The following is a 24019-nucleotide window of genomic DNA, read 5'->3' as shown; positions in this document are numbered from 1 at the left end:
CTCGCCAAAGCGTGACCGGCCGGAAGAGGACAGGAGACAATGTGGACTGTCGAAGACTGGGTTCTGCTGCGGCGCCCGCATCTTGGTCCTGACTCGGCATCAGCGCGAAGCAAGAGCCCTTTGAGGCACAGAGCCTTCACCATGGACCAACACGAACCCCAGTCAGGGCGCTTGGACACTCTCCTGCTTCGCTGTCGCCAAGACATCGATCCGAAAGCCCTCGAAGTGCTGCACCTGCCGGGTGAGAAGGCCTTGCGCAAGCAAGCCGACGGCCTCAGGTCCCGTCTGCGGCTCGTCCGTGGGTCCCGTCCAGTTGACTGCCACAATGGGACCAGCCGCGTTCCTGTTCAGCCAAAGGGCCAGTACCCCGATCTCCGCAGGCGTCATGAAGTAAAGCACCTCTGACAGAAGGACGAGATCGGGTTGTATCCGGGGAAGGTCCTGGGGCGCGCAACCGTCCAGAACCTCCGCTTGGGAAAACCCAGCGAGTCTGCGGCGGGCGCTTTGCGCGGCGGGGGGGATGCATTCCATGGCAGTCAGGCGACGGCAGCGTGGGGCGAGACGGCTCGCCAGCTCACCGTTGCCGCAGCCGATCTCCAAAGCCTGGCGAAACGGACCAGGTCCGATCGCCGAAAGTGTTGCTTCGTATTTGGCAGCCTCATAGGGACTGGAGCGATGGTCCCAGGGATCCTCGCTTGCGCCGTAAAGGCGGGCAAGATGGGCAAGGGTGTCGCTATGGGGCAATAATGATCTCGGGGTGGTCAAGAAAATGCTCTTGCCGCCACGCCTCCATCACAAAGCCGTCCGGATCATCATCGATCAGCCGCGTCATTTGGCTGAGATGGCAGGCCAGAGCCTGCCGCTTGGCAAGCCGCGCCGGTTCCGAAGCCGTAATGGTTCTTGCCGAGGCAGTGCGCTCTGTGAAGCGACCCCAGATCGGGTAAAAGGCAAGCGCCACATTCAGACGGGCCATCCTGCGCCCCAAGAGCGCCACACTTTGATGATCGACATGCGGATCGCCCTCCCACGTTGCCAGGAGCAAGGAGCCCTTCGGGATCAGATCAGAGATATCCGCGTCTGTCTGCACCTCGCAGTCCCGATGGCCAAGCCAGTGCATGGGCACGCCCAGAACAGCAACAGCGGCTTCAAGCTCGGCCCGTCGTTGGCGTGCCAGCCGATCGGGCGGCCATGTCCGCGACTTCGGGTGCGACCGGCTGCCGTCCGTCACACAGATCACGCTGCAGCAAACGCCGGCAGCAGCGGCATCAAACAGCAATGCCCCGCAGCCCAGCGTCTCGTCGTCGGGATGTGGAGCAAGCACCACCAGAGAGCGGCCATCCAGAAGGTCCGCAACGGTCATGGACGGACCAAGGTTGTCAAGAAACCTGCTCATCCGATCCACCGTTCACGCAAGGCAGGCGTATCCAGAATGCGCGCCATGGCTCCCAAGGCCAGACCATCGGGATTGGCCTGCCGGATATAAAAGCTCAGGTCGCGGCGGATGCGGTCGGCAGGATGAGCTGTCGCAAAGGAAGCTGCACCCAAGGCCTCGTCCATGGCATTTATCAGCGCAACTGCCTCGCGCGCGGTCAGAAGCCGGGCAAGGATCGAGGCTTCGGCATCATCGGCAGTTGCCTCAGGACGCTCAACGGCCTGCGCGGCCTGCCACAGCCAAAGCCGGGCTGTTTCACAGCCCGTCACCATGCGGTGCAGGCGCATCGCTTGCAAGGGCGCCTTTTCCTGCTGCCGTTGCTGCAGCTGCTCGGCCGTGATGGCTGTCAGGGCCTGCATTCCACCCAACTGAACAGCGCCGTAGCGCCACACGCCGCCCTGGAAGTGCGGTTCAATCAGGTAATCGCCGACGCCCCCGATGCAGACCGCGTGATCGGGAGAAAGGCCGTCCAGGTTGCAGCGCCCCGACGCAGTCGCCTGCATCCCCGAGACCCGCCATTCCTCCGGAAACAGTCGCCCCGCGAGTTGCGGGCGGCTGAACAACAGGAGCTGCACCTGGTCTTCGTTCCTTGCGGTCACGATGACATGGTCCAGCACATTCGCACCGCTGGCGAACAGCTTCTGCCCCCGCAGAACGGTGCCTTCTATCCTGACCGGATCGGGGCCGTCGGCGCCCCAGATGCCCAGCAGGCCATCGGGTCTTTGCTCCGGGGCATAAAGGTTCAACAGCTTGACTGCATTCACATGACCTTCGAAGAGACGGCCTGCCGACAGGCTTGCCCTGCCGATCGCGACCAGGGCCTGGAAAAGCTCTTCGAGCGTGAGGGAGGCCTCAAGAAGGCCCCCGTGTCGCAGCGCGGCTGCCAAGGCACTTCCCGAAGAACCATCGGGCCCATCGCATGGAGCTTCGGCCACAAGCCGCGCAGCATGCGCGATATCGGTCATGCCGCCCTCTCCTGTTGCATCAGCAGCTGCGGACGCACCGTATGCTCGACCAATCTCCCAAGTTCCGGCAGTCCTGCCTCCAGATCCGAAGCGCGCAGCCTGACGCCAACAGGATGGGCCCGACTGGGGTAATGTAGGCTACGGCGGGCGACTGCTTGGGACCACAGGTCTGCCAGCACAGGCACCGGTAGCATCGACTGATCAGCCACGGGATCCTCTTCCTGCATACGATAGAGCAGGGTTTCCGCCATGCCGCCTTCCGCGCGACCGTGTAGTCTTCCCGACACAATGGCGAGCATGTCCTCTGCATATCGGACGATCAGGCCCTGTGCCTCGGCGTGATGGACCAAGGCCCGGTCTTCGCTGGATCGAACCTTGGGCAAGCCGCCGATCAGGCGATAGCAATCAGCGCGGATCGCCATGGAGGCCCCAGACTCGATGTAATGTGGTTGAGATGAACCCTGCCGGCCATCCAAGAGGTCCATCGCATGGCGGATCTCGTGCTGCAGCTTGCCATAGGCTGTCTCTGCCTCTGCCACGCGGCGTCCGGAGGACGTGGCCAGGACATGCCGGCAATCGGCCTCTATCCTGCCACAGATCAGGTCAGCCCCTGCAGTCGCCGCGTGTAGCGCCGCCGCGATCCAGTGGGGATCGGGCGCGGCATCTCCGTCCGTGGTCAACATCAGCGCACCCGTTCGCGCGGCGAGATCCATGGCCAAGCGCCGGGCAAGGCCCGCATTGGGGTCCGAAAGAGTGATCTCATGCACCTCCAGACGCAGCAAGGGATGAGCGAAAGAACGGAGAATGTCGGCGCTGTGGTCGGTGCAATTGTTGGCCAGGACCACAACAGTTACCGGCAAGGCGGCCTGCAAGGCCGCCGCTGCCAGGGCGCGCAACAATTGTGGAAGTCGCTCGGCTTCGTTTCTGACAGGAATGGCGATGACGATCTGCGTCAGGACAGGGCAACGGTGAGCAGAAACAGTCGTCCCAAGCGATACGTCCATGATGTGCCCTGTGTCATGCCGAGGCCAACTTCCACCAGTCGCAAGGGTTCCGCCGCTGCTCTAGGGCAGCGGCGACATCGTTATACGAGCCAGAGGTGCCAAGCGTCTCTCCAGCAGGCCTGAACGCATGAAAAAGGGCAACGCGCACTCCGCTCCGGGCTGGCTTCGCATGTTGGCGAAGCGGCTGCACGAGGCCTTGAATGCCGCTCGGTTACGGAAGTCCTGAGGCCCGTCGCTCCTCTTTGACCATCGGTGCCATCAGGACGGCTGCTTCGGCGGGCAAGGTCCAAGCGCCATCGATTTCGGGTTCAGGCGTGCCGCTGCCGCCATACGACGGGTCCTCGCTCGACCAAGCCAGCTGCCAGCGACATCCAGCAGGCGGCGCAAGAAGCGGTTCGGGAAGCGATGCCTTGTGCAGGTCACGCCCGAGGTTCACCAGCAGCAGCCGCACCTCGCGGCCCCGCCCGAAGCGGAGCAGGAACGACCCTTGCTCCAGTACAGCGCCGTCCAAGCCCTGCGCACCTTGCGCCGCAAGCACCGGATCGGTCCGGCGCAGGGCCAGAAGATCGCGATGAAGGGCCACGGCCTCGACGTGCTTATCCCATTCGGCCCAGTTCAGCCGGCTGTTCACGAAGGTGTCGGGCTCGTCCGGCGGGGCCAGACGGTCTTGCATCTGCACGGTTGCCAGCGCGGGAAACTGCTTCAGGAACTCGGCCCGGCCATTGGCAATGGGGCCGCGCAATTCCTTTCCCATGTCGGCGAAGTAGAAGAAGGGCGTCGAGGCCACGAATTCCTGACCTTGGAACAGCATGGGTGTGCCGGGCATCAGCAGCATCAGGCTGGTCAAGGCACGAAGCCGCGCCGGGCTTGTTCGCCGATCAATCCGCCGTCCGCTGCCGGTGTTGGCCACCTGATCATGGTTCTGCAGATAGGTGACAAAGGCTTCGGGTGGCTGGTTGAGTACGGGCTCACCTCGGCGTTTTCCTTGGTGGGCATAGTTCTGGCCCTGGTAAAGCCAGCCGTGCTTGGCGGCCGAGATGAATTCCTGCGCGGTGCCGCGATGATCGGAATAATAGGCCGGGTTGCGTCCCGTGGCCGCGACCATGGCAGAATGGTGGAAGTCATCGTTCCAAACTGCATCGATCCCCTGCCCGCCCTCTGCAGGATCGGCCAACAGGGCCGCGTCCTGCGGTTCGTTCTCGGCCACGATAAGGCATTGGCGTGGGTGGGCAGCATCGCGCGCGGCCTGGACGATCTCGGCAATGACATGGGGTGTGCGGGCGCAGAAGATGCTTTGCGTGGCATCCAACCGCAGCCCGTCGAAGTGGAATTCGCGAATCCAGTAGGCGGCGTTCTGGATAAAGTATTCGCGCACCGGGGCGGCATCAGGGCCGTCGAAGTTGATCGCCTCGCCCCATTCGCATTCGTAGCGATCGGTGAAATAGCGCTGCGTGAAGGCTGGCAGCGGGTTTCCACGCGGCCCGATGTGGTTGTAGACCACGTCAAGGATCACGCCCATGCCAAGCCTATGGGCGCGGTCAATGAAGCGGCGCAGGTCGTCGGGCCGCCCGTAAAGCCGCGTCGGCGCGAACAGGTTCACGCCGTCATAGCCCCAGCCGAAGCGGCCAAAGAAATCCGCCACCGGCATCATCTCGATCACGGTGATGCCAAGATCCGCCAGCCGGGGCAGATGCTCGGCCGCAGCCGCCCAGGTGCCTTCCGGCGTGAAGGTGCCGACATGCATCTCATAGACGACCTGCCCGCGCCTCGACAGGCCCGGCCAATCTGCATCCGTCCAGGGAAAAGCCGGGTCCGAGACTTCGGACGGTCCCTCCGGCCCTTCGGGCTGGAAGCGCGAGGCGGGATCGGCCCATTGGCCGTCCTCATCATCCAACTGAAAGGCATAACGTGTTCCGGCCATTACGCCGGGAACAAGGGCCGAGAAATAGCCGTTGCCTTCGGGTTCCAGGGCAACGGGTTCGTCAAGTAGGACCTTCACATGCCGCCGGTCGGGGGCCCAGACACGGAAAAAGGTTCCTTCCTCGGTCAGCGAGGCACCGATCGGCATGGGAAGGACAGACTTAAGCATGGGACGCTCCTGAAAGACCGTGATGAACGTCAGGGACGCAAGCTTGTTCCGAAGGAGACAGGATGACACGACGCACAGAATGGTGGATGAACCGCACCGCCTATCAAATCTATCCGCGCAGCTTTGCCGATGCGAATGGCGACGGTGTGGGCGATATCCCAGGCATCATCGACCGGTTGCATCATCTGGCGGACCTAGGCATCGGGCTGATCTGGCTCTCGCCCGTTTACCGCTCGCCCATGGCCGACAACGGCTATGACATCTCGGATTACCAGGACATCGCGCCGGAATACGGCACGCTTGCAGATTTCGACCGGCTGGTGGCCGAGGCTGATCGGCGCGACATCGGCATCATCATGGACCTGGTGGTAAACCACAGCTCCGACCGGCACCCCTGGTTTCAGGAGGCCAAGCAGGACCGCGCCTCGCCGTTCCACGACTTCTACTACTGGCGCGATCCTGCGCCGGACGGCGGCCCGCCTGACGACCGGAAGGCCTATTTCGGCGGCCCGGTCTGGACCTTCTATCCCGAGGTCGGCCGTTATGTCTTCAACCTGTTCTCGCCGCAGCAGCCGGATCTGAACTGGCAGAACCCCGCGCTGCGTCAGGCAGTCTATGATATGATGCGTTGGTGGCTGGATCGGGGCGTGCGTGGCTTCCGCATGGACGTGATCGACCTGATCGGCAAAGACATCGACCGCGACCTGATCACCGAAGGCCCATATCTGCACGACTTCTTGCAAGAGATGCACCGTGAAGTCTTGGCAGGCCGCGATGTCGTTACCGTGGGTGAAAGCTGGAATGTCACAAAGGAAACAGCGCTGCTTTACTGCGGGCGCGACAGAGGCGAACTCGACATGGTGTTCCAGTTCCAGCACATCGTCGCTGGCTGGGACAGGGTGCACGGCAAGTGGCGCCCGCATCCACTGGACTTGGTGGCTTTCAAGAAGGTGTGGACTGACTGGCAGGAAGCGCTGGAGGTGGACGGCTGGAATTCACTGTTCCTGAACAACCACGACCTGCCGCGGTCTGTTTCGCGCTATGGCGATGCGGGCCAGTGGCGGGAACGGTCGGCCAAGGCGCTGGCCACGGCCATTCACTTGATGCGCGGCACGCCCTTCGTGTTCCAAGGCGAGGAGATCGGCATGACCAATGCGGGCTTCACTGAGATCACCCATTATCGCGACATCGAACTGATCAACATGCACCGCGAGATGCTGATGCAGGGTCTGCCCGAGCATCAGTTCCTTGAAGGCGCCGGGATCACCGCACGGGACAACGCGCGCACGCCGATGCAGTGGGACACAGGACCCGGCGCGGGCTTTACGACGGGCGAGCCGTGGATTGCCGTCAACCCGAACAGCGCGGAGATCAACGTCGCGGCACAACGCGACGACCCGAACTCAGTTCTCGCGCATTACCGCCACCTCGTTGCCTTGCGCAAGCAGCATGAGGTAATCGTCCAAGGCCGCTTCGTCTCCTGGCTGGAGGATCATCCACAGATCTGGGCCTATACCCGCGAGTGGGACAACCAGCGGCTGTCGGTTTTGTGCAACATCTCGTCCGAGCCCGCCCGAACCGAGGTGCCCCCCGGCCTTGCCAGCAACGGCACATGCCTGATCTGCACGGCGCATCCACGTCACTCGGTGCCGACCGGTCCCATCACGCTTGAGCCTTGGGAAGCGTTGGTCGTCCTGGGCAATCTTGGCTGACAATCCAGCGATGGATCCCATGCAAGACACCGACATCCGCAACGAGAACATCAAGCGACTGACTGCCTTTCGTAACGAAATTCAGTTCGAAAGCCAGATGCTGTCGGGCAGGCTAGGCGCCTATTTGTCATCTCAATCCTTTCTGGTCATCGCCTGTGCCTCAACCATGAATGCGGGATGGACCAAGCCGGGGATCTTCGTGCTGTTGGTCTCGCTGCCCCCAGCACTTTTGGTCTTCGTCCTGTCGCTGGATGCGCTGCGGTCCGTTCCTACATCTTACGGGGTGATCCAGCGGTAGCACGACCGGCAGAACGGCCTGCTGGAACAGCGCGGCGATCTGGCGGATTACGGGCCGACCGACCATGGAAAAGACGAGCCGCCGCGTGATCCGACGCTGAGCCGACGGCTCCACGAAGAGACGCTGCTTGCCATCCATTCCCCTGGCTTTTCGGGATTGCCTGGCTTTATCTGGCAGGCGCGGCAGTAGGGCTATATCTGCGCTGATAAGGGAATGGGCGCCGTGTGGCGCCCACCGTTGGTTCAGGCGGCATTCTGCCGTTCCCAGAAACGCAGGTTGCGACAAGCGGCGATGAAGCCTGCCGCATCTGACGCGGGCAGGAAGCCTTCATCCAGATCCTCCGGCAGGCCCGCCTTCATGAACAGCATTTTTGCCGCATCGTTATAGGCGGCGAACTTGTAGTGGGCCCAGGTTGTCGCGGCGAAGTCGCGCGCGGCGGGCATAGCGGCCAGCATCTCCACTTGGTTCGCGGAGGGCAGGATCGCCACCGCGTCGAAGATAGCAGAGGGGGCGCCTTCGAGCATTTCGTCAAGCTCCAGCTCGGTGCCGTCGGACAGCGTCACGCTGCCGGCCAATGGACCGATGAACTGCACCATCGCGCCCTCGGCCTTGGCAGCATCGACGATAGCCTTGACTGAAACCGCGTCTGCGCCTTCGGTCAGCAGCATGCCAATCTTGCGGCCCGCGAAACTGTCGGGACCGTTATTCAGGATCGACAGGGCCGGGCTCTCGGGCAGGTCGGTGCGCGGCGGGACGGCGGGCGTCGCGGGGGCAGGCATCTCCTTGATGCCCAGGCCTTGCGCCACCGCCTCTGCCAGATCGTCATGGATGTTCAGTAGATGCGAGAGCATCCGCAGCAGGATGGCCTTGGTCTTGACCTTGGAGAGTTCGAAAGTCAGGGCATCCGCCATATGCTTTTGCTCGATGGCGGTCTGGCTGATATAGAACTGCCGGGCTTGCGAATAGTGATCCGCAAAAGTTTCGGAACGCACACGGGCCTTCTCTCCGCTGTATGACACTGGCACTGCCCGGATGCCGCCTTGCGCCACCTCTCGCGGGCCGCCTTGCGCACCGCCCCAGCTGTTCGGTTCATAGTTCGCCCGGCCGCGCGGATTGTGCATGGCCATGTGCCCGTCCTGCTGGAAGTGGTGGAACGGGCAGCGCGGCGCATTGATGGGAAGGTGGTTGAAGTTCGGGCTTCCGAGCCGCTTCAGCTGCGTGTCCAGATAGCTGAAGTTGCGGCCCTGCAGCAGCGGGTCTTCAGAGAAGTCGATGCCCGGCACGATGTTTCCGGTCTGAAAGGCCACCTGTTCGGTTTCCGCGAAGAAGTTGTCCGGCATCCGGTTCAGGACCATCCGGCCGATCGGGCGGACAGGGAGGATCTCTTCGGGAATGATCTTGGTGGCATCCAGAACGTCGAACTCGAACTGCTCGGCGAAGGCGTCATCGAAGACCTGCACACCCAGTTCCCATTCCGGGTAGTCACCGGACTGGATTGCGGTCCACAGGTCGCGTCGGTGGAAGTCGGGATCTGCGCCGTTGATCCGAAGCGCCTCGTCCCAGATCACCGATTGCATCCCCTGCTTCGGCTTCCAGTGGAACTTGACAAAGCGGGCCTCGCCCTGAGCATTCACAAAGCGGAAGGAATGGACCCCGAAGCCCTGCATGAAGCGAAAGGACCGCGGGATGGCGCGGTCCGACATGATCCACATGATCATGTGCATGGACTCTGGCATAAGCGAGATGAAGTCCCAGAAGTTGTCATGCGCTGTCTGGGCCTGAGGGAAGTCGCTGTCGGGTTCCTGCTTGGCGGCATGGACGAGGTCGGGAAACTTGATCGCGTCCTGGATGAAGAACACCGGAATATTGTTGCCGACCAGATCCCAGTTCCCCTCGTTGGTATAGAACTTGACCGCAAAGCCGCGCACATCGCGCGCTAGGTCCATTGAGCCCTTGTTGCCCGCAACGGTCGAAAAGCGCACGAAGACCTCTGTTTTCTCACCCGCGCGCTGGAAGATGTCGGCTGCCGTAATGTCGCTGAGGCTTTCATAGGTTTCAAAATATCCATGGGCGCCATAGCCGCGTGCATGGACGACCCGTTCCGGAATGCGTTCGTGATCGAAGTGAAAGAGCTTCTCGCGGAAAGCCTGGTCCTCGATCAGGGTAGGGCCGCGTCGTCCGATCCGCAGGCTGTTTTGATCGTCGGAAAGAGGGGCACCAACCTGTGTCGTGAGCGGAGGCACGCTGCCTCCGGCCTGTTGGTGAAGTTCTCCGCCATTACCAGTTTGCGTCGTGTAGTCCTTGGCTGACATCGTCTCACTCGCTTGAATTCTCATATTCCGGCTTCGGTAACGCCTCAAAAGCGGCATCGTTCTTTAGATGCGGTGATTTCTGGTCAACCGTCACGTTCTTGGCTGCATGGAAGGCACCAGCGGAGCAGGCCGGACAGAGGTCCAACTGCACTGTTCCCCGGCTGCCTGGACCGGAAGCCTTTGCGGCCGCTGCGGCGGCATCCCGTGCAGGAAGCGATATCCGTTACGCTTCTTTGCGGTGCAAAAGGGCAATCCTGCCGGGGCCGGCTTGGGGATCTCACCCAACCATTTGCGAGAGTTTGGTAAAACCGGGTGCCTTTTGAAGCGTCTTTGTTTCCAGAGCCGACGCCAGGCTGCGGTCGCTCGCCTGTTCCGAACTGGCTGCGTCTTAAGTTGCGGGATGCTTGTCCGCCGCTGCACTCACCGGCTCCGACACAGCTTTCGCTTTCCGATCTTGCGCTGCCTTCGGCGCCGGGAGGCGGGCGAGTTGCTGGACCCGTTAAGACGAGACCGTTGAGCAGACTGACATTTTGCCGTCCGGCTGACGCAAGGCGTGTCACACCGTGCCGACATGAGGCTCAGAGAGGCTTTAATCAGTGTCCCTAGCGAAAATGGCGGGAACTTGAGGCGATCAGACTGGTTAGCCGAGATGCCTTGCAGACAGGAACAACCATGCTGCATTTCCATTCTCTCTTCATGATCTCGGCGGCAGCGATCAGTGCACCCTTTGCCCTGTCTGCCCAACCCCAAGGTACTGTCGGAGAGTATTCCGATACGATCATTACGGGGGCCATTCTGGAGCCGTCACCGAAAAGACCCGACAGCGATTCGGCGTTGCTGGACAGATTTCAACTGCCCGAAGGGGTGACCGCGAGTGTCTTTGCCAAGGATCTGGTCAACCCCCGCATGCTGGCAGTGTCAGAGGACGGCACGCTTTACGCAACACGACGTAGCGTAGGCGATGTGGTCGTGCTCCGTGATGACGATGGAGATGGCATGGCCGATGAGCCTGTGACGGTGGCCAGTCGGCCCGGCATGCACGGCATCGCTTTCCATGGAGACCAAGTCTACCTGGCGACAGTAAACGACGTCTACAGGGCCGACGTGGCGGAGGACGGCAGTTTTGGCGCCCTGCAGCGGATCATCAATGATCTGCCCGATGGCGGACAGCATCCGAACCGCACATTGTTGGTCGGACCTGATGACAAACTGTATGTCTCCGTGGGGAGTACCTGCAATGCTTGTTCCGAGACCAACCCGGAGAGCGCCACCATGCTCCGGGCCGAACTCGATGGGAGCAGCCGCACAATCTTTGCCAGTGGTCTGCGCAACACCATCGGCTTCGATTGGCAGCCTGAGACTGGCCAGCTCTGGGGCATGGATCATGGCATCGACTGGCTGGGCAATGATGCGCAGATCGAAGAACTGAACCACATCCAGCAAGGCAAGCAGTACGGATGGCCGTATGTCTATGGCATGGACGAGTTCAACCCACAGGATAACCCGCCGCCGGGCACCAGTCTGGAAACATGGGCTTCAATATCCGAAGAACCAGCGTTGGGCCATACGGCCCATGCCGCTCCGATGCAGATGATCTTTTACAAAGGCTCTATGTTTCCGGAATGGACCGGCGATGCTCTGGTGGCCATGCGGGGCTCCTGGAACCGCCGCCCTCCCTCTGGCTATGAACTGGTCCGGATCGATTTCGAACAAGGTCAGCCTGTCGGGATCGAGCCTGTCATGACCGGCTTTCTCGCCGACGATGATGGTGCCTGGACCTATGCGGGCCGACCGGTCGGCGTTGCTGTTGGAAACGATGGCGCAATCTTTGTCTCCGATGACAGTGAAGGGGTCATCTATCGGATTGCATCCGGTGATGCTCCTCCAAACGGGCAGCAGGCAGGCCCTGTCCCGAACGTCTTGTCACCGCCGCCCGCGTCCTCCCCTGCAATCGAAACGCTGAAACCCGAAGCGGCTCTTACGGTTAAAGGTCCGTTCTCAGCACATGCAGCGATTGACCTTGAATATACAGCCGATGGCGAAAACGCCTCTCCGGCACTCTCATGGGAAGGGGTACCGGAGGGCACGCAATCCTTTGTGGTTATTTCTGAAGATCCGGATGCACGAGAGCCCAAGCCATTCGTGCATTGGTTGGCTTATGATATCCCCGCTGAAGTCACTGCGCTGCGCGAAGGCTTTCCGACCGAACTATCTTTGCCCGACCCCGAGGGCGTCAAGCAGGGCAGGAACTCGATGGGCTCGACTGGCTACACCGGGCCCAAACCGCCGGTCGAGGATGGTGCTCATCGCTATCATTTCCAGGTGTTTGCTCTGGATATTCCATCCTTGGACCTCCCCCCTGCCGCCGACCGTGCTACGGTCCTCAAGACAATGGAAGGACATGTTCTCGCAGGCGGTGAGATTGTCGGCACCTTTGATCGGAACTAGAAATTGTGGCGAGGTGCCGCTGTAAGCTTGCCCAGGTTCAGCAACTTCCAGGAAGGCATTCGCGATGGTAATGAGCCACCTGGGGGTTGCAGAAATGACCAGCTTGGGCGGCGTGGGCGAGCGCATGACACGATGCTCGTCCTCCTCCCACGCGCATGTTGTGGCCGCAACTCACACAGCGTCCATGAGTGGGGGCCAGCATCAGGTAGAAGGGGCATGAGCAAGCCGGAACAATCGGCGGCACGGCAGGTTGCACGTTTGATCTCAAACCAGAAGCAGATGTCCCGATGAAAGAACTGCCCGATTATTCGCGCCGCGGCTTCATGCGGACGTCCGCGCTTGGCTTAGGTGCGGGCATGGGACTGGGCCTAGGAAGCTTCGAGGCTCTCGCCCAGACTGCCGGACGCGACATCGGCACGGGACAGACCCCGCCCGCTGATCCGCTGGAACGCCGGGCCGCTGGTCGGCCTGAGCCAGAACTGAATGGAACACTCCGCCCTACCCCGCCGGAGCAACGCTTGGGCTGGGCCGTCTGCGGGTTGGGCCATTTCGCGCAAAACTATGCCATTCCTGCCATTGCTCGCGCGAGTGAGGCGAAGCTGACAGGACTGATCTCAGGCAACCGCGACAAGGCTTTGGGTGTAGCATCGGCCTGGGGGGTGCCAGAGGGGTCGGTTTACGATTACAGAATGCAGGCACTGGCCGACAACGATGCTGTCCATATCGTCTATGTCATCACCCCTAACGCCATTCACGAAGAGAACGTGATCGCCGCGCTTGAGGCCGGCAAGCATGTCTTCTGCGAAAAACCATTCGCGCATAACTCGGCCGCGGCTCAACGGATGATGGACGCGGCAAAGGCCGCCGACCGCAAGATTATGATCGCCTACCGCGCCCATTTCGAGCCGAACAACGTCGCGCTGAAAGAGATGGTGCGGAAGGGCGAGTTGGGGGACGTCTGGTACGCGACGTCTGATCACCACCGCCCGCTGGACCCCTCGGTCGAGCGCGACCAGTGGCGAATGGTGCGGGACCTCGCGGGCGGCGGGTCGTTGATGGACATCGGGATCTATTCGCTGAACGGCCTGATCTGGCTTCTGGACGAGGTGCCCGAGCGGCTGGTCGCGACCACCTTCTCGCCCCGTACCGAGGACGGCCGCTTCGGCGAGATCGAGGCCATTGGACAGGTGCAACTGGTCTTTCCGTCCGGGCGCCGTGCCAGCATCTCATCGGGCTATGTGGCCGACAAGAAGCGGATCGACCTCTGGGGCTCTCGGGGGGTCGCGGTGCTGGACCCCGCGACCGCCTATTCCGGCAACAAGTTTACGCTGAGCAATGCAGACGGCCAGGAGATGCCGACGCCCTCCAAGGCAAGCGAGCAGCAGTTCGTGGGTGAGATCGACCATTTCAGCAAGGGGGTCCGTGACGGCGACGAGATCCTGACCCCTGCCGAGATGGGCCTGCGCGACATGCGTCTGCTGGAAGCCATCTACGTCTCGGCCGAACGGGGGGAATGGGTCGAGGTTAACCCGGACGGCACCATGCGCTGACGAGTGATCGAGTAGACCTCTCCAATTACCCACTATTTAGCACTGCCAGATTCTAACGGGTATTATGGAATAGGCCCAGCAAGAATTTTGATCCTCGGTACAGGCCTTGGTCAAAGGACATGACGCTCGCTCGTGAGGAGCGGGAATAGTTCACTGAACGCTAGCACCTCCATTGGTTCATATATGGTCTTCGCATCGGCTCCGCCGCACTTCCTCAAAAAGCATATCTCCCCCGAAGCGGCCGGGATCAGTCAGCCGAGGGATAAGGTCGAGAAACTCAAAGATCGATCCGGGCCACGCTTGGGAAAGAAGGAGCGGATGTGGATTCGGCCCCTGCCCCAGGACGTGAAGGAAATGCAGCCCGATGCCTGCGAGATCCACCTTGTATTGGGGAAACGCGTTCAGCTGCGCCTCTGCAGCACGCCAGTCGAAATGATCGCGCCAATAGGCAGCCAGTTCGCGCATGTGGTCAAGTCGGCGCCATGGCTCCATCCCGAACTCGGTGCTTCATCGGGGAAACGGGGGTGGGCCAGGCGGAGCCGCAGGTCGTCTATTGCGTCTCGGGAGATACTGAGTTCGAAGCGCCTTGGTTGGACAGGCATGATCTGCAGTAACCTTCTGTGACGTTGACGGCGGAGCTGGTGGAGGCTGCCGAGGCTCTAAAGATCAACGACCTCCCAAGCCGCTGCGTTGCGGTCATGCCATGGTCCGTCGTCAGGGCGCTTGGTCAATCGTCAATACGGTGGCTCCCGTCGTGCGGCGCGCCTCAATCCGGCGGTGCGCTTCCGCCACCTCGGTAAGTGGATATCGCTGGTGGATCCCAGCCTTGAGGCGACCAGCTAGTACACAGGCGAATAGGTCTGCAGCACGCCTGCGCAGTTCGGCGGGATCCGTGATGTAATGGAACAGGACTGGCCGGCATGCGGTGAACGAACCCTTGGCCAAGTCGGCCAAGGTGAAGCCCTCGATCAGGCCGGAGGACTGGCCGAAGTTCACGAATGCCCCGTGTGTCCGAAGACAATCAAGTGAACCGCGCCACGTGTCGCGTCCGACGCTGTCATAGACCGCGGGTACCCCCTGACCACCCGTGATCTCCCGTACGCGGGCAACAAAATCCTCGGCCTGGTAGTCGATCACATGGGTATAGCCATGTGCGCGGGCCAGTTCCATCTTCTCTGCCCCGCCCACCGTACCGATCGCCGTCACGCCCTTGGCCACGAGCCATTGGCCAAGGATGAGTCCCACCCCTCCAGAGGCGGCATGCACGAGAACAGTCATGCCTTCCTCGACCCGGAAGGTAGAGTGAATCAGATACTGAGCTGTTAATCCCTTCAGCATCAGGCAGGCCGCGTCTTCATCGCTGATCCCCTCAGGAATGGGCACCAGGCGGTCCGCAGCGATAACCCGTGCGGTTGCATAGGCGCCAAGGGGATGGGTGTAGGCGACTCGGTCGCCCATTTTGACAGCCTCAACGCCTTTACCCACGGCAACCACTCGGCCAGCCGCTTCGGAACCGGGGACGAGATCTCGTTCAACCGTCCAAGGGTAGAGGCCGCTGCGGTGATAAACATCGAGGAAGTTGAGCCCGACCGCAGCTTGACGCACAAGAACCTCACCAGGGCCGGGCACTGGCGGCTCGATTTCTCGCTGCTCGAACCGGTCGGGGCCACCCGGCGTCGTTACCACCATCTCGTAGTCGCGCATCGATCTCCCTCTTCCATCCGCCGAAGCAGTCTTCGCCACCACCTTGAGTCCGGAGGAGATGGAATGGCGTTGTGCAACACATCTACCCGATTTCACCGCCTCCGCAAAGATATTGAATTCAGAATTCATAACGGCTAATCTTACTCCATCCGGGAGACGATTCGCCGCCTTGCGGAGAGAGCTGGCGGTCTAGGGGAGGAGCATTCCATGACGGTTCACCAGAATTTCGTGAATGGCCGCTTTGTCGAAAGCAGCGGCGGCGACTTGATAGACGTGTTCAATCCGGCACGTGACACCCGCATCTCGCAGGTGCCTGACACCACAGCCGATGGCGTTGGCATGGCGGTAGAGGCCGCGGCCCGCGCGCAGAAGGATTGGGAGCGTCTTCCGGCCATCCAGCGTGCCGGGTTCCTGCGGGAAATCTCGGCCAAGATCCGCGCCAATGCCGAGGAGATTGCGCGGGTCATCTCGGAAGAACAGGGCAAGGTTCTGCCCCTGGCACGAGTGGAGGCGGCCTTTACGGCCGATTACATCGACTACATGGCCGAATGGGCCCGCCGTATCGAAGGCGAGATCCTGCAATCGGATCGTCCGGGTGAGAACATCTTCCTGTTCCGCCAGCCTGTCGGCGTCGTGGCCGGTATCCTGCCGTGGAACTTCCCCTTCTTCCTGATCGCCCGCAAGATGGCGCCCGCCCTGATCACCGGCAACGCCATCGTTATCAAGCCCAGCGAGGAAACCCCCAACAACGCCGCCCTCTTTGCTCGTCTGGTGACCGAGACCGACCTGCCCCAGGGGGTCTTCAACATCGTTTACGGGCGCGGCGCGACCACAGGCCGGGCGCTGACCCAGCATCCCGATGTTCGGATGGTCAGCTTCACCGGCAGCGTAGAGACCGGGTCGAAGATCATGGTGGATGCGGCCAAGAACATCTGCAAGGTGAACCTGGAACTGGGCGGCAAGGCTCCTGCCATCGTCACTGCGGATGCGGATCTGGATCTGGCTGCCCGTGCGATCACCCAATCACGCACGCTGAACACGGGTCAGGTCTGCAACGCGGCGGAACGGGTTTATGTCGACCGCAAGGTTTCGGCCGAATTTACCGACAAGCTGATCCGCGAAATGGACGCAGTCCGCTATGGTGACCCGCTGGGCAATGATGAAATCGACATGGGCCCGATCATCAACCGCGCTGGCGTGGACAAGATCGACACGCTGGTGCGTTCGGCCCTGGATGCCGGGGCAGAGGCCGTCTTGGGCGGGGGTGTCGCCGATCTGGGATCGGGCAGCCATTACAAGCCGACCGTGCTGGTCAACTGTCGCCAAGACATGGACATCATCAGCCGCGAGACCTTTGGTCCGGTCCTGCCGCTGGTTGAGGTGGACGGCCTGGATCAGGCGATCAATCACGCCAACGACACGACCTATGGCCTGACGTCCTCGATCTATACCACCAATGTCGGCTCGATGATGCGGGCCTGCAATGAACTGCGTTTCGGCGAGACCTACGTCAACCGCGAGAACTTCGAGGCGATGCAGGGCTTCCATGCGGGTCGGGGCAAGTCGGGCATCGGGGGCGCGGACGGCAAGCATGGGCTTTATGAATACACAGAAACCCATATCTGCTACGTTCAGAACTAGATCCCGGCCTGCTTTACGCCGACTGCTGCAGCATGCAGATATCTGCGGCCGGGGGGAAACTCTCGGCCGTTGATCTTGAGAAAAGGACTTTTCAGAATGCAGCCCATTGCCACAGCCCCCAGCCGCGCTGAACAGGTCTACAACGCCATTCGCGACAGCATCTGCGACGGCAGGCTGGTGCCGGGTTCGCATTTGGTACAAGAGGATCTTGCAACCCAGCTTGGCGTTTCACGTCAGCCGGTGCAGCAAGCACTGCTGCTTTTGAAGAACGAACGCCTGGTTGTAGAACTGGGGGCACGCGGCCTTTATGTCGCGCCGCTGAATGCGGAAGACGTGATCCACCACTATCAGATCCGCATCGTGCTGGATCAACTGGCTGCCCGTCTGGTGACTGAACGGGCGGCGGCCTCGCCGTCCTGGGCTGCCGAACTAGCCCGACGCGGCAAGGAAATCCTGGCTGAAGGGGACGAGGCCCGCAACCGCTCGAACGCCCCCGACGCCGTCAGCCAAGACGTGCGCTTCCATTCCTTCATCTATGAGATGTCGGGAAACCCCTTTATCGCCACCACTGCCGAAGCGCACTGGAACTATCTGCGCCGGGTAATGGTGGCCGTCCTGCTGCATGCCGCACGGGGCGAAATCGTCTGGCGCCAACACCGTGAGATCCTTGATGCACTGTTGGGCGGTGATCCGGCGGCATCAGAGCGGATAGCAGCAGAACATGTGCTGGGGGCGCAAGGCGCGCTGCTTCAGGCTTTGTCCGAGCGGGAATTCTAACCTCATTCTTGGCCAAAAGCTGCGAATCAGTTGACACGAGAACTCCGCTGCCGCACTCTGAATTCAGAATTCATCAAGGAAGGGAGGCACTCCTCTGATGAAAAAATGCGCTTCAATGATAGCGGCGGTGATCGGGGTTACTGCAATCTGGTCTGTCAGCGGGCGGGCCGATACGACGGTGCCGAGCGGAGGTTCCGTCCCAGTTACATCCTCAGTAAAGGCTGCTGCAGATAGTGCGCCCCCCGCAGATCTGCCCGAGGGTGTCACGGCCGAGATGATGTCGCAGGGCGAGGAACTGTTCTACAAGAACTGCCGGCGCTGTCACGGAATGCGCGGCACGGCGGGCGTGCCGCTCAAGGGCAATGAGAACATCGCCGACGCCTATTTCCTGACGTCGATGATCATCAACGGCCGTGGCTATATGCCGGCCCTGGGCGAGCATCTGTCGGATGAACAGATCGCCCTGATCGGCACCTTTGCACGCAACAGTTGGGGTAACGCCTACGGGGTCGTTACCCCCGAGGACGTCAAGGACATGCGCTAAGGCCACCACTGGCACGCGCCAATCAACGATGGGAGGAGGAACTTCAATGCGCGGACTGCTTCGATCTGTCTCACTGGTGGCTCTGGTCCTGGCCGGTCCGGCCTTGGCCGAAATCTCCGACTACACTGCCGTCACGGCCGAGCGGCTGACCCAACCCGAGGACGGCAACTGGCTGCAAACCCGTCGCACCTACGATGGGCAGGGTCACAGCCCGCTAACGCAGATCACCAAGGACAACGTCGCCCAACTGACCGAGGTCTGGAGCCATCCCACCGGCCCCTATCGTCCGGCGCCCGAATTCACCGCGCTTCCGGCCCGAGGAGCGCATCAGGCGGCGGCGGTTGTCAACAACGGCGTCATGTTCATGACGACGCCCGACAACCAGGTCATCGCGATGGATGCCAAGACCGGTGAGGAATTCTGGCGCTATCAGCATCCCCTGCCCGAGGATTTGGTGCCGGTGCACCCCGCCAACAGGGGCGTCGCGTTGTGGGGTGACAAGGTCTTCGTGACCACCCAGGACGCGATGGTCGTGGGCCTTGACGCCAAGACAGGCGAAAAGGTCTGGGGCCAGACCATGGCAGACTGGTTGGAGGGCTATTATTCTACCCTGGCGCCGCTGGTCGTGGATGGCAAGGTGATGGCCGGCGTGTCCGGCGGCGAATTCGGTATCCGTGGTTTCGTGCAGGCCTTCGATGCCGAAACCGGCAATCCCTTGTGGAAGACCTTCACGATCCCGGAGCCCGGTCAGCCTGGCAGTGAATCCTGGCCAGGCGATACCTGGCAGAACGGCGGCGGCCCGGTCTGGATCACTGGCAACTACGACCCCGAGGCCAACCTGGCCTATTGGGGGGTGGGCAACGCCGCGCCTTGGGTAGGCGCGCTTCGCAAGGGGGACAACCTTTATACCGCCTCCACTATCGGGCTGAACCCCGAGACAGGCGAGATCGCCACGCATTTTCAGTACCACTGGAACGACACCTGGGACTGGGACGAAGTCGTGCCGCCGACGCTGATCGACCTTCAGGGCGAAAACGGCGACATGCAGAAGCTGGCCGTCCGCTTTGCCCGCAACGGCTATATCTACAAGCTGGACAGGGCGGGCGGAAAGCTGTCCTTCATCGAGGGCAAGCCCTACGTCTACCAGAACGCCTTTACAGGCCTTGACCCGGAAACGGGGCGGCCGGAATACAACCAGGAAAACCTGCCCGAACTGGGCAAGCGCGTCGAATTCTGTCCCTCGGCCTGGGGTGGGCGCGACTGGCCTGCGGACTCCTATGATCCTGCGACCGGCACGCTGTTCATCTCGGTCAACGAGAACCACTGCGGCGCCATGGAGGGCGCACCCGTCGAATACGAGCCGGGCGTGCTGTATCTGGGGTCGGGTCTGGAAATGACCCCCACCGAGGCCGCGAAAGACCATATCGGCGCGGTGCAGGCCTGGGACATTAAGACCCTGGAAAAGAAGTGGCAGGTGAACTTCAAGTCGCCAAACTGGGGTCCGATCCTGTCCACAGCGGGTGGCGTGGTCTTCCTTGGCGGAACCAATGACTCAATGTTCCGGGCCCTTGATGCAGAAACAGGAGCCGAGCTCTGGTCCAAGAAGCTTGACGGCGGCGTTGTTGCGCCCCCCTCCAGCTACGAAATCGACGGCAAGCAATATGTCGCGGTCACGACCGGCTGGGGCGTGGACGCCGAACGCTTCCAGGGTTTCATCGACCAGGCCTGGGGCACCAAGACCGAGGTGCCGCAAGGCGGCACGGTCTATGTCTTCGCCCTGCCGTAAGTGATTGGGGGGCGATGATGGCTTTATCCGGACATTGGGCGATGCTGGGACTGGCGGGCCTGTTGGCCCTGCCTCTTCCGGGAACGGCACAGGCCTGGACTCTGTCGGTTTGCCAGGCGCCGAATGCCGCCCCTTATACACGACCTGACGGCACCGGGATCGACGATCGCGTGGCGGCGATCCTGGCCGACGAGATGGGCGCGGACCTGCTGGTCGTGCCGCTGGCCGACCGCCGTGCCCGGACCTTACGCCGGGTAATGCACGCCGGGGGCTGCGACATCGTGCTGAGCATGCCTGACAAGCAAGAGGGTTTCCAGACCTCTCAGGTCTATTACGCCACGGGCTTTGTCTTCCTGACCCGGCAGGGTGGCGCGGCGATGCCCGCTTCGCTTGATGATCCTGCTCTTCGGTCCCTGCAGGTCGGCATCGCGGGTGACCCGCAACACCCGATCCCGCCTGCCATGGCGCTGAGCAAGCGCGGGCTGGTGGACAACCTGCACTACTTCCCCGAAGCCAGGCTGGACAGCGACGGCACCCGCGCGATGATCGAGGCCATGGCGCAGGGCAAGATCGACGTGGCCGTCATGTGGGGGCCAACCGCGGCGGGCCTGGTCGCATCGAACCCGGATCTCAGCATCACCCTTGTCACGCCCGAGATTGATCTCCCGGTCCTGCCGATGGTGTCCATGTTCACGGTCGCCATGCGGCCGGGGGATCTGGCGCTGCGCGACGACATTAACCGCGCGCTCGACCGTCGCTGGGACGAGATCCAGACGATCCTGACCCAGGCGGGAATTCCGATGCGGCCTGTGGTGCGGCGCAACTTCCAGGGCGGGGGACAGGGCTGATGGCGATCACGACCCTGAACCGGCGGCACCTGATCCTGACGGCCTTGGCGACGGGGCTTGCGGCACCGTCCATCTTGCGTGCGGCCCAGCCGTCCTTGCGGATTGGGGCGATCCTTCCAATGGCAGGTAGGGGCCTGCCGCAGGCGGGCCTCAATCTGTCCGGCCCGGCTGAATCCGCGCGCAAGGGACTTGTCATCGCGGTTGATGCCATCGAACGTGCTACGCCCCAGGGCACGCAGCCGCATCGCCTGCTGCTGGCCAACGCGCCCGAGGCGGCGTCGACCCGCCGGGCCGCTGAACGGCTTGTGGAACGGGATCGCGTGGGCGTCCTGATCGGCGGCTTCTCAACCGATCAGGCACAGGCCATCGGAGCAATCGCGCGCGAGGCGGGCGTTCTGTTCATCAACATCGCGGCACCATCTGCCGCGTTGCGCACAGCTTTGTGTGGCAGTTCGGTCCTTCATCTGGAAGCATCTGCAGGCACCTATGCCGCAGCGCTCGCAGATCTGTATCGGCAGCAGGACCGGACTCACTGGCACCTGATCCACCAGGACGATCCGGAGAACGAAGAAGTCTTGGCGCAGGTGCAGGACGCGTTGCGCGCGGCAGGGGCTTCGGTGGTGGCCACCAGCGGGATTGGCGGGGATTCTACTCGGTTCCGCGCGGCGCTGTCCGATGTCCGGGACAGCAACGCCGATGCCACGCTGATGCTGGCCGACTGGCTGGTCCAGCAGAACCTGCTGGCGACCGCCGACAGCCTTGGGATCGATGTCCCGATTACCGGCTTTCCCTGGGCGGGCACCCAGACCCGCGACTTCTACAACCGGACCCGCCAGCTGGCTCCCTCTGTCGGTGGCGCGCCGCGGGTTGCCTTGTGGGAGGCACGGCTGGACGGTCCCGATGCAGCCGCTGCCAATGCCGACTTCCTGGCCAAGTGGCGGGTGCCCATGGACGCATCCGCCTGGGCAGCCCAAGCTTCAATGACGATGGTCTCCCGCGCGGCCGACGCCACTGGCAGCACTTCGGGCGAGGACATTGCGTCGTGGCTGATGGATGGATCGACCGCGCCCATTCTCGGCAAGGACGGGGCCGTCTTCGATCACGCGGACGGCCAGTTGCGCCAGCCGCTCTATGGGGTGCGGGTGAACTTGTCGGCAACAAAGGACACCACACCCCAGGCAATGACTGAACGGGCCGAGTTGCTGGCCCGTCTGAACCCCCCGACCGCAGCGGCAGGACAGTGCGGCCTGATGGCCGGCGCCGACTGACCGCCGGTCCGCACTACGCCCGCGACCGCTGACCATAAGGCCCTTGGGCCAAGGAGGACACATGAGGCACTTGCTGAGCCTTGGAGGATTGCTGGACGCGCAGGCCCGCATGGCCCCCGACCGGCTGGGCGCCCGCGACCTTGAACGGTCCCTGACCTTCGGGCAGTGGAATGCCCGCGCCTGCAGGCTGGCAAACGCGCTGACCGGCCTGGGTCTGGCCAAGGGTGACCGGGTCGCGATCCTGGCCTACAACCGTCTGGAATGGGCCGAGATCTATGCTGCTTGCGCCAAGGCCGGGCTGATCGCGGTGCCGATCAACTTCCGCCTTGCCCCCATCGAGATGCGCTTCATCATTGAGGATGCGGCTGCTGCTTGCGTCATCGCCGAAGACGCGCTGCACGGTCTGATCGAGGAGGTCCGCGACGCCCTGGCCCTTCGCGCCAGTCGCTTCATCCACTTCGGTTCGGACACGACCCCGCTGGGCTGGAAATCCTATGAGGCGTTGATCGGCGCTGCATCAGACCGTGCGCCCGACATGGCGGTCGCCGATACCGACCCATGGGCACTGATGTATACGTCCGGGACAACGGGCAAGCCCAAGGGCGTGATCCGCAGTCATCGCGGGATGACGCTGATCTCGCTGGTCACGCAGGTCGAGCTGTCGATCGGGCGCAATGACGATGCGCTTTTGGTCATGCCGATGTGTCATGCGAATTCGCTGAATTTCTTCTGTTCCTTCGCGCATTGCGGCGGCGTGAACACAATTTATTCTCGCCCCAGCTTCGATCCCGAACACGCCCTGTCGGTGATGGAGAAGAGCGGCGCGACCTTCACCTCGCTGGTGCCGACCCATTACATCATGATGCTGGCCGCGCAGAAATCAGCCCGAAACCGTGACCTGGGTGCGATGCGGAAGATGATGATCTCTTCGGCCCCCGCCCGCGCCGAGACCAAGCATGCGGTCATGGAGATGTTCCCGAACTCGGGCCTGTTCGAGCTTTACGGGTCGTCCGAGGCCGGATGGGTCACGATGCTGCACCCGGACGAGCAGTTCACCAACCTGGGCACCGTCGGCCGCGAATGCGTCGGCTCGTCCCCGATCCGCCTGCTGGACGACGACGGAAACGAAGTGCCGGACGGCACCCCAGGAGAGCTTTATTCCTGCACGCCCTATACCTTCGACGGCTACTGGAACCAGCCACAGAAGACGGCCGAGGCGTTCCGCGGCGACTGGTGCAGCGTGGGTGATATGGCCCTGCGCGATGACCAGGGATTCATCCGCCTGATTGATCGCAAGAAGAACATGATCATTTCGGGCGGCGAGAACATCTATCCCTCCGAGGTCGAGGCGGCGCTTGGCTCCTGCCCCGCCGTGCGCGATGTGGCGGTGATTGGCCTGCCCGACGAGAAGTGGGGCGAACGCGTCCATGCGGTGGTCGTGCTGCATGACGGCGCAAGCATTTCCGAGGGTGAATTGATCGGCTGGTGCGAAAGCCGGTTGGCCCGCTTCAAGCTGCCGCGCGGCATCACCTTCGTGGCCGAACACCAGATCCCCCGCACTGCGACCGGCAAGGTGCAGCATCGTCTGCTGCGGGATCAAATGACGGGGCATACGGCAGCCGCCTGACAAGGGCTGACCGC

19 protein-coding genes are annotated in these 24019 nt (G+C 62.3%); 11 read left to right on the top strand and 8 right to left on the bottom strand.

Annotated elements, in window-relative coordinates:
* Window positions 1–162: 162 nt before the first annotated feature.
* The 5 genes from CK944_RS24355 to treZ all read right to left on the bottom strand — a co-directional run bounded on the left by CK944_RS24355 (window position 163) and on the right by treZ (window position 5490).
* The gene (locus CK944_RS24355; RefSeq protein WP_371411674.1) at window positions 163–744 is read right to left on the bottom strand and encodes an SAM-dependent methyltransferase; all 582 of its coding nucleotides are present in this window, start codon (window positions 742–744) and stop codon (window positions 163–165) included.
* Window positions 734–1360, bottom strand: coding sequence for a PIG-L deacetylase family protein (locus CK944_RS17350; protein ID WP_158248042.1), 627 nt, complete (start codon window positions 1358–1360; stop codon window positions 734–736). Before CK944_RS17350 ends, CK944_RS24355 begins: the two co-directional genes overlap by 11 nt.
* A 29-nt stretch (window positions 1361–1389) precedes the next feature.
* Window positions 1390–2319 (bottom strand): acyl-CoA dehydrogenase family protein, encoded by a 930-nt coding sequence (locus CK944_RS17345; protein ID WP_158248041.1) that lies wholly within the window; start codon window positions 2317–2319, stop codon window positions 1390–1392.
* A 74-nt stretch (window positions 2320–2393) separates the two neighbouring features.
* A complete protein-coding gene (locus CK944_RS17340) occupies window positions 2394–3401 on the bottom strand; it encodes a glycosyltransferase (RefSeq protein ID WP_103174336.1) in 1008 nt (335 codons plus the stop codon).
* A 211-nt stretch (window positions 3402–3612) separates the two neighbouring features.
* Window positions 3613–5490, bottom strand: coding sequence for a malto-oligosyltrehalose trehalohydrolase (gene treZ / locus CK944_RS17335; RefSeq protein ID WP_103174335.1), 1878 nt, complete (start codon window positions 5488–5490; stop codon window positions 3613–3615).
* Window positions 5491–5552: 62 nt separating this feature from the next.
* Here treZ and CK944_RS17330 point away from each other — a divergent pair, with 62 nt between their 5' ends.
* On the top strand, window positions 5553–7202 hold the full coding sequence (locus tag CK944_RS17330; RefSeq protein WP_103174334.1) for an alpha-glucosidase: 1650 nt from the start codon (window positions 5553–5555) through the stop codon (window positions 7200–7202).
* A 19-nt stretch (window positions 7203–7221) separates the two neighbouring features.
* Window positions 7222–7500: a hypothetical protein gene (locus tag CK944_RS17325; protein ID WP_146038690.1), complete on the top strand. Its 279-nt coding sequence runs from the start codon at window positions 7222–7224 to the stop codon at window positions 7498–7500.
* 242 nt (window positions 7501–7742) lie between these two features.
* Here CK944_RS17325 and CK944_RS17320 read toward each other — a convergent pair whose 3' ends face one another.
* Window positions 7743–9812, bottom strand: coding sequence for a catalase (locus CK944_RS17320; protein WP_205049085.1), 2070 nt, complete (start codon window positions 9810–9812; stop codon window positions 7743–7745).
* Between the two features lie 672 nt (window positions 9813–10484).
* Here CK944_RS17320 and CK944_RS17315 point away from each other — a divergent pair.
* The gene (locus CK944_RS17315; protein ID WP_103174331.1) at window positions 10485–12260 is read left to right on the top strand and encodes a YbhB/YbcL family Raf kinase inhibitor-like protein; all 1776 of its coding nucleotides are present in this window, start codon (window positions 10485–10487) and stop codon (window positions 12258–12260) included.
* Between the two features lie 287 nt (window positions 12261–12547).
* Window positions 12548–13810, top strand: a complete 1263-nt coding sequence (locus tag CK944_RS17310) for a Gfo/Idh/MocA family protein (protein WP_103174330.1) — start codon at window positions 12548–12550, stop codon at window positions 13808–13810.
* A 177-nt stretch (window positions 13811–13987) separates the two neighbouring features.
* On the opposite strand, the gene CK944_RS17305 is transcribed toward CK944_RS17310, so the two are convergent.
* Together CK944_RS17305 and CK944_RS17300 are read right to left on the bottom strand one after the other, a co-directional pair.
* Window positions 13988–14275 (bottom strand): epoxide hydrolase N-terminal domain-containing protein, encoded by a 288-nt coding sequence (locus CK944_RS17305; protein ID WP_158248040.1) that lies wholly within the window; start codon window positions 14273–14275, stop codon window positions 13988–13990.
* A gap of 249 nt (window positions 14276–14524) precedes the next feature.
* Window positions 14525–15514, bottom strand: coding sequence for a quinone oxidoreductase (locus CK944_RS17300; protein WP_103174328.1), 990 nt, complete (start codon window positions 15512–15514; stop codon window positions 14525–14527).
* 207 nt (window positions 15515–15721) lie between these two features.
* On the opposite strand from CK944_RS17300, the gene aldA reads away from it, so the two are divergent.
* From aldA to CK944_RS17265, 7 genes are all read left to right on the top strand, one after another.
* Window positions 15722–17155: an aldehyde dehydrogenase gene (gene aldA / locus CK944_RS17295; protein ID WP_103174327.1), complete on the top strand. Its 1434-nt coding sequence runs from the start codon at window positions 15722–15724 to the stop codon at window positions 17153–17155.
* Window positions 17156–17251: 96 nt separating this feature from the next.
* Entirely contained in the window at window positions 17252–17932 is a 681-nt protein-coding gene (locus CK944_RS17290; protein ID WP_103174326.1) for a GntR family transcriptional regulator, read from the top strand.
* Between the two features lie 115 nt (window positions 17933–18047).
* Window positions 18048–18476, top strand: a complete 429-nt coding sequence (locus CK944_RS17285; RefSeq protein WP_158248039.1) for a cytochrome c — start codon at window positions 18048–18050, stop codon at window positions 18474–18476.
* Window positions 18477–18522: 46 nt separating this feature from the next.
* Window positions 18523–20262 (top strand): PQQ-dependent dehydrogenase, methanol/ethanol family, encoded by a 1740-nt coding sequence (locus CK944_RS17280; RefSeq protein ID WP_103174324.1) that lies wholly within the window; start codon window positions 18523–18525, stop codon window positions 20260–20262.
* Between the two features lie 41 nt (window positions 20263–20303).
* Complete coding sequence (locus tag CK944_RS17275) at window positions 20304–21110, top strand: transporter substrate-binding domain-containing protein (protein ID WP_158248038.1); 807 nt, start codon at window positions 20304–20306, stop codon at window positions 21108–21110.
* The gene (locus CK944_RS17270; protein WP_103174322.1) at window positions 21110–22378 is read left to right on the top strand and encodes an ABC transporter substrate-binding protein; all 1269 of its coding nucleotides are present in this window, start codon (window positions 21110–21112) and stop codon (window positions 22376–22378) included. The genes CK944_RS17275 and CK944_RS17270 overlap by 1 nt, the downstream gene beginning before the upstream one ends.
* A gap of 61 nt (window positions 22379–22439) precedes the next feature.
* Window positions 22440–24005, top strand: a complete 1566-nt coding sequence (locus tag CK944_RS17265) for a class I adenylate-forming enzyme family protein (RefSeq protein WP_103174321.1) — start codon at window positions 22440–22442, stop codon at window positions 24003–24005.
* Window positions 24006–24019 lie beyond the last annotated feature (14 nt).

The sequence above is a fragment of the Paracoccus sp. SY genome, from assembly GCF_002901215.1.
GTDB classification, from domain to species: Bacteria; Pseudomonadota; Alphaproteobacteria; order Rhodobacterales; family Rhodobacteraceae; genus Paracoccus; species Paracoccus acridae.
Note: the sequence above shows the minus strand (reverse complement) of the source record. Positions and strands in the feature narration are given on the sequence as shown.

Coding starts and splice junctions, on each gene's coding strand:
- CK944_RS17350 (WP_158248042.1), bottom strand. CDS start 1,360: ATGACCGTTGCGGACCTTCTGGATGGCCGCTCTCTGGTGGTGCTTGCT.
- CK944_RS17340 (WP_103174336.1), bottom strand. CDS start 3,401: ATGGACGTATCGCTTGGGACGACTGTTTCTGCTCACCGTTGCCCTGTC.
- treZ (WP_103174335.1), bottom strand. CDS start 5,490: ATGCTTAAGTCTGTCCTTCCCATGCCGATCGGTGCCTCGCTGACCGAG.
- CK944_RS17330 (WP_103174334.1), top strand. CDS start 5,553: ATGACACGACGCACAGAATGGTGGATGAACCGCACCGCCTATCAAATC.
- CK944_RS17325 (WP_146038690.1), top strand. CDS start 7,222: ATGCAAGACACCGACATCCGCAACGAGAACATCAAGCGACTGACTGCC.
- CK944_RS17320 (WP_205049085.1), bottom strand. CDS start 9,812: ATGTCAGCCAAGGACTACACGACGCAAACTGGTAATGGCGGAGAACTT.
- CK944_RS17315 (WP_103174331.1), top strand. CDS start 10,485: ATGCTGCATTTCCATTCTCTCTTCATGATCTCGGCGGCAGCGATCAGT.
- CK944_RS17310 (WP_103174330.1), top strand. CDS start 12,548: ATGAAAGAACTGCCCGATTATTCGCGCCGCGGCTTCATGCGGACGTCC.
- CK944_RS17305 (WP_158248040.1), bottom strand. CDS start 14,275: ATGCGCGAACTGGCTGCCTATTGGCGCGATCATTTCGACTGGCGTGCT.
- CK944_RS17300 (WP_103174328.1), bottom strand. CDS start 15,514: ATGCGCGACTACGAGATGGTGGTAACGACGCCGGGTGGCCCCGACCGG.
- aldA (WP_103174327.1), top strand. CDS start 15,722: ATGACGGTTCACCAGAATTTCGTGAATGGCCGCTTTGTCGAAAGCAGC.
- CK944_RS17290 (WP_103174326.1), top strand. CDS start 17,252: ATGCAGCCCATTGCCACAGCCCCCAGCCGCGCTGAACAGGTCTACAAC.
- CK944_RS17285 (WP_158248039.1), top strand. CDS start 18,048: ATGATAGCGGCGGTGATCGGGGTTACTGCAATCTGGTCTGTCAGCGGG.
- CK944_RS17280 (WP_103174324.1), top strand. CDS start 18,523: ATGCGCGGACTGCTTCGATCTGTCTCACTGGTGGCTCTGGTCCTGGCC.
- CK944_RS17275 (WP_158248038.1), top strand. CDS start 20,304: ATGCTGGGACTGGCGGGCCTGTTGGCCCTGCCTCTTCCGGGAACGGCA.
- CK944_RS17270 (WP_103174322.1), top strand. CDS start 21,110: ATGGCGATCACGACCCTGAACCGGCGGCACCTGATCCTGACGGCCTTG.
- CK944_RS17265 (WP_103174321.1), top strand. CDS start 22,440: ATGAGGCACTTGCTGAGCCTTGGAGGATTGCTGGACGCGCAGGCCCGC.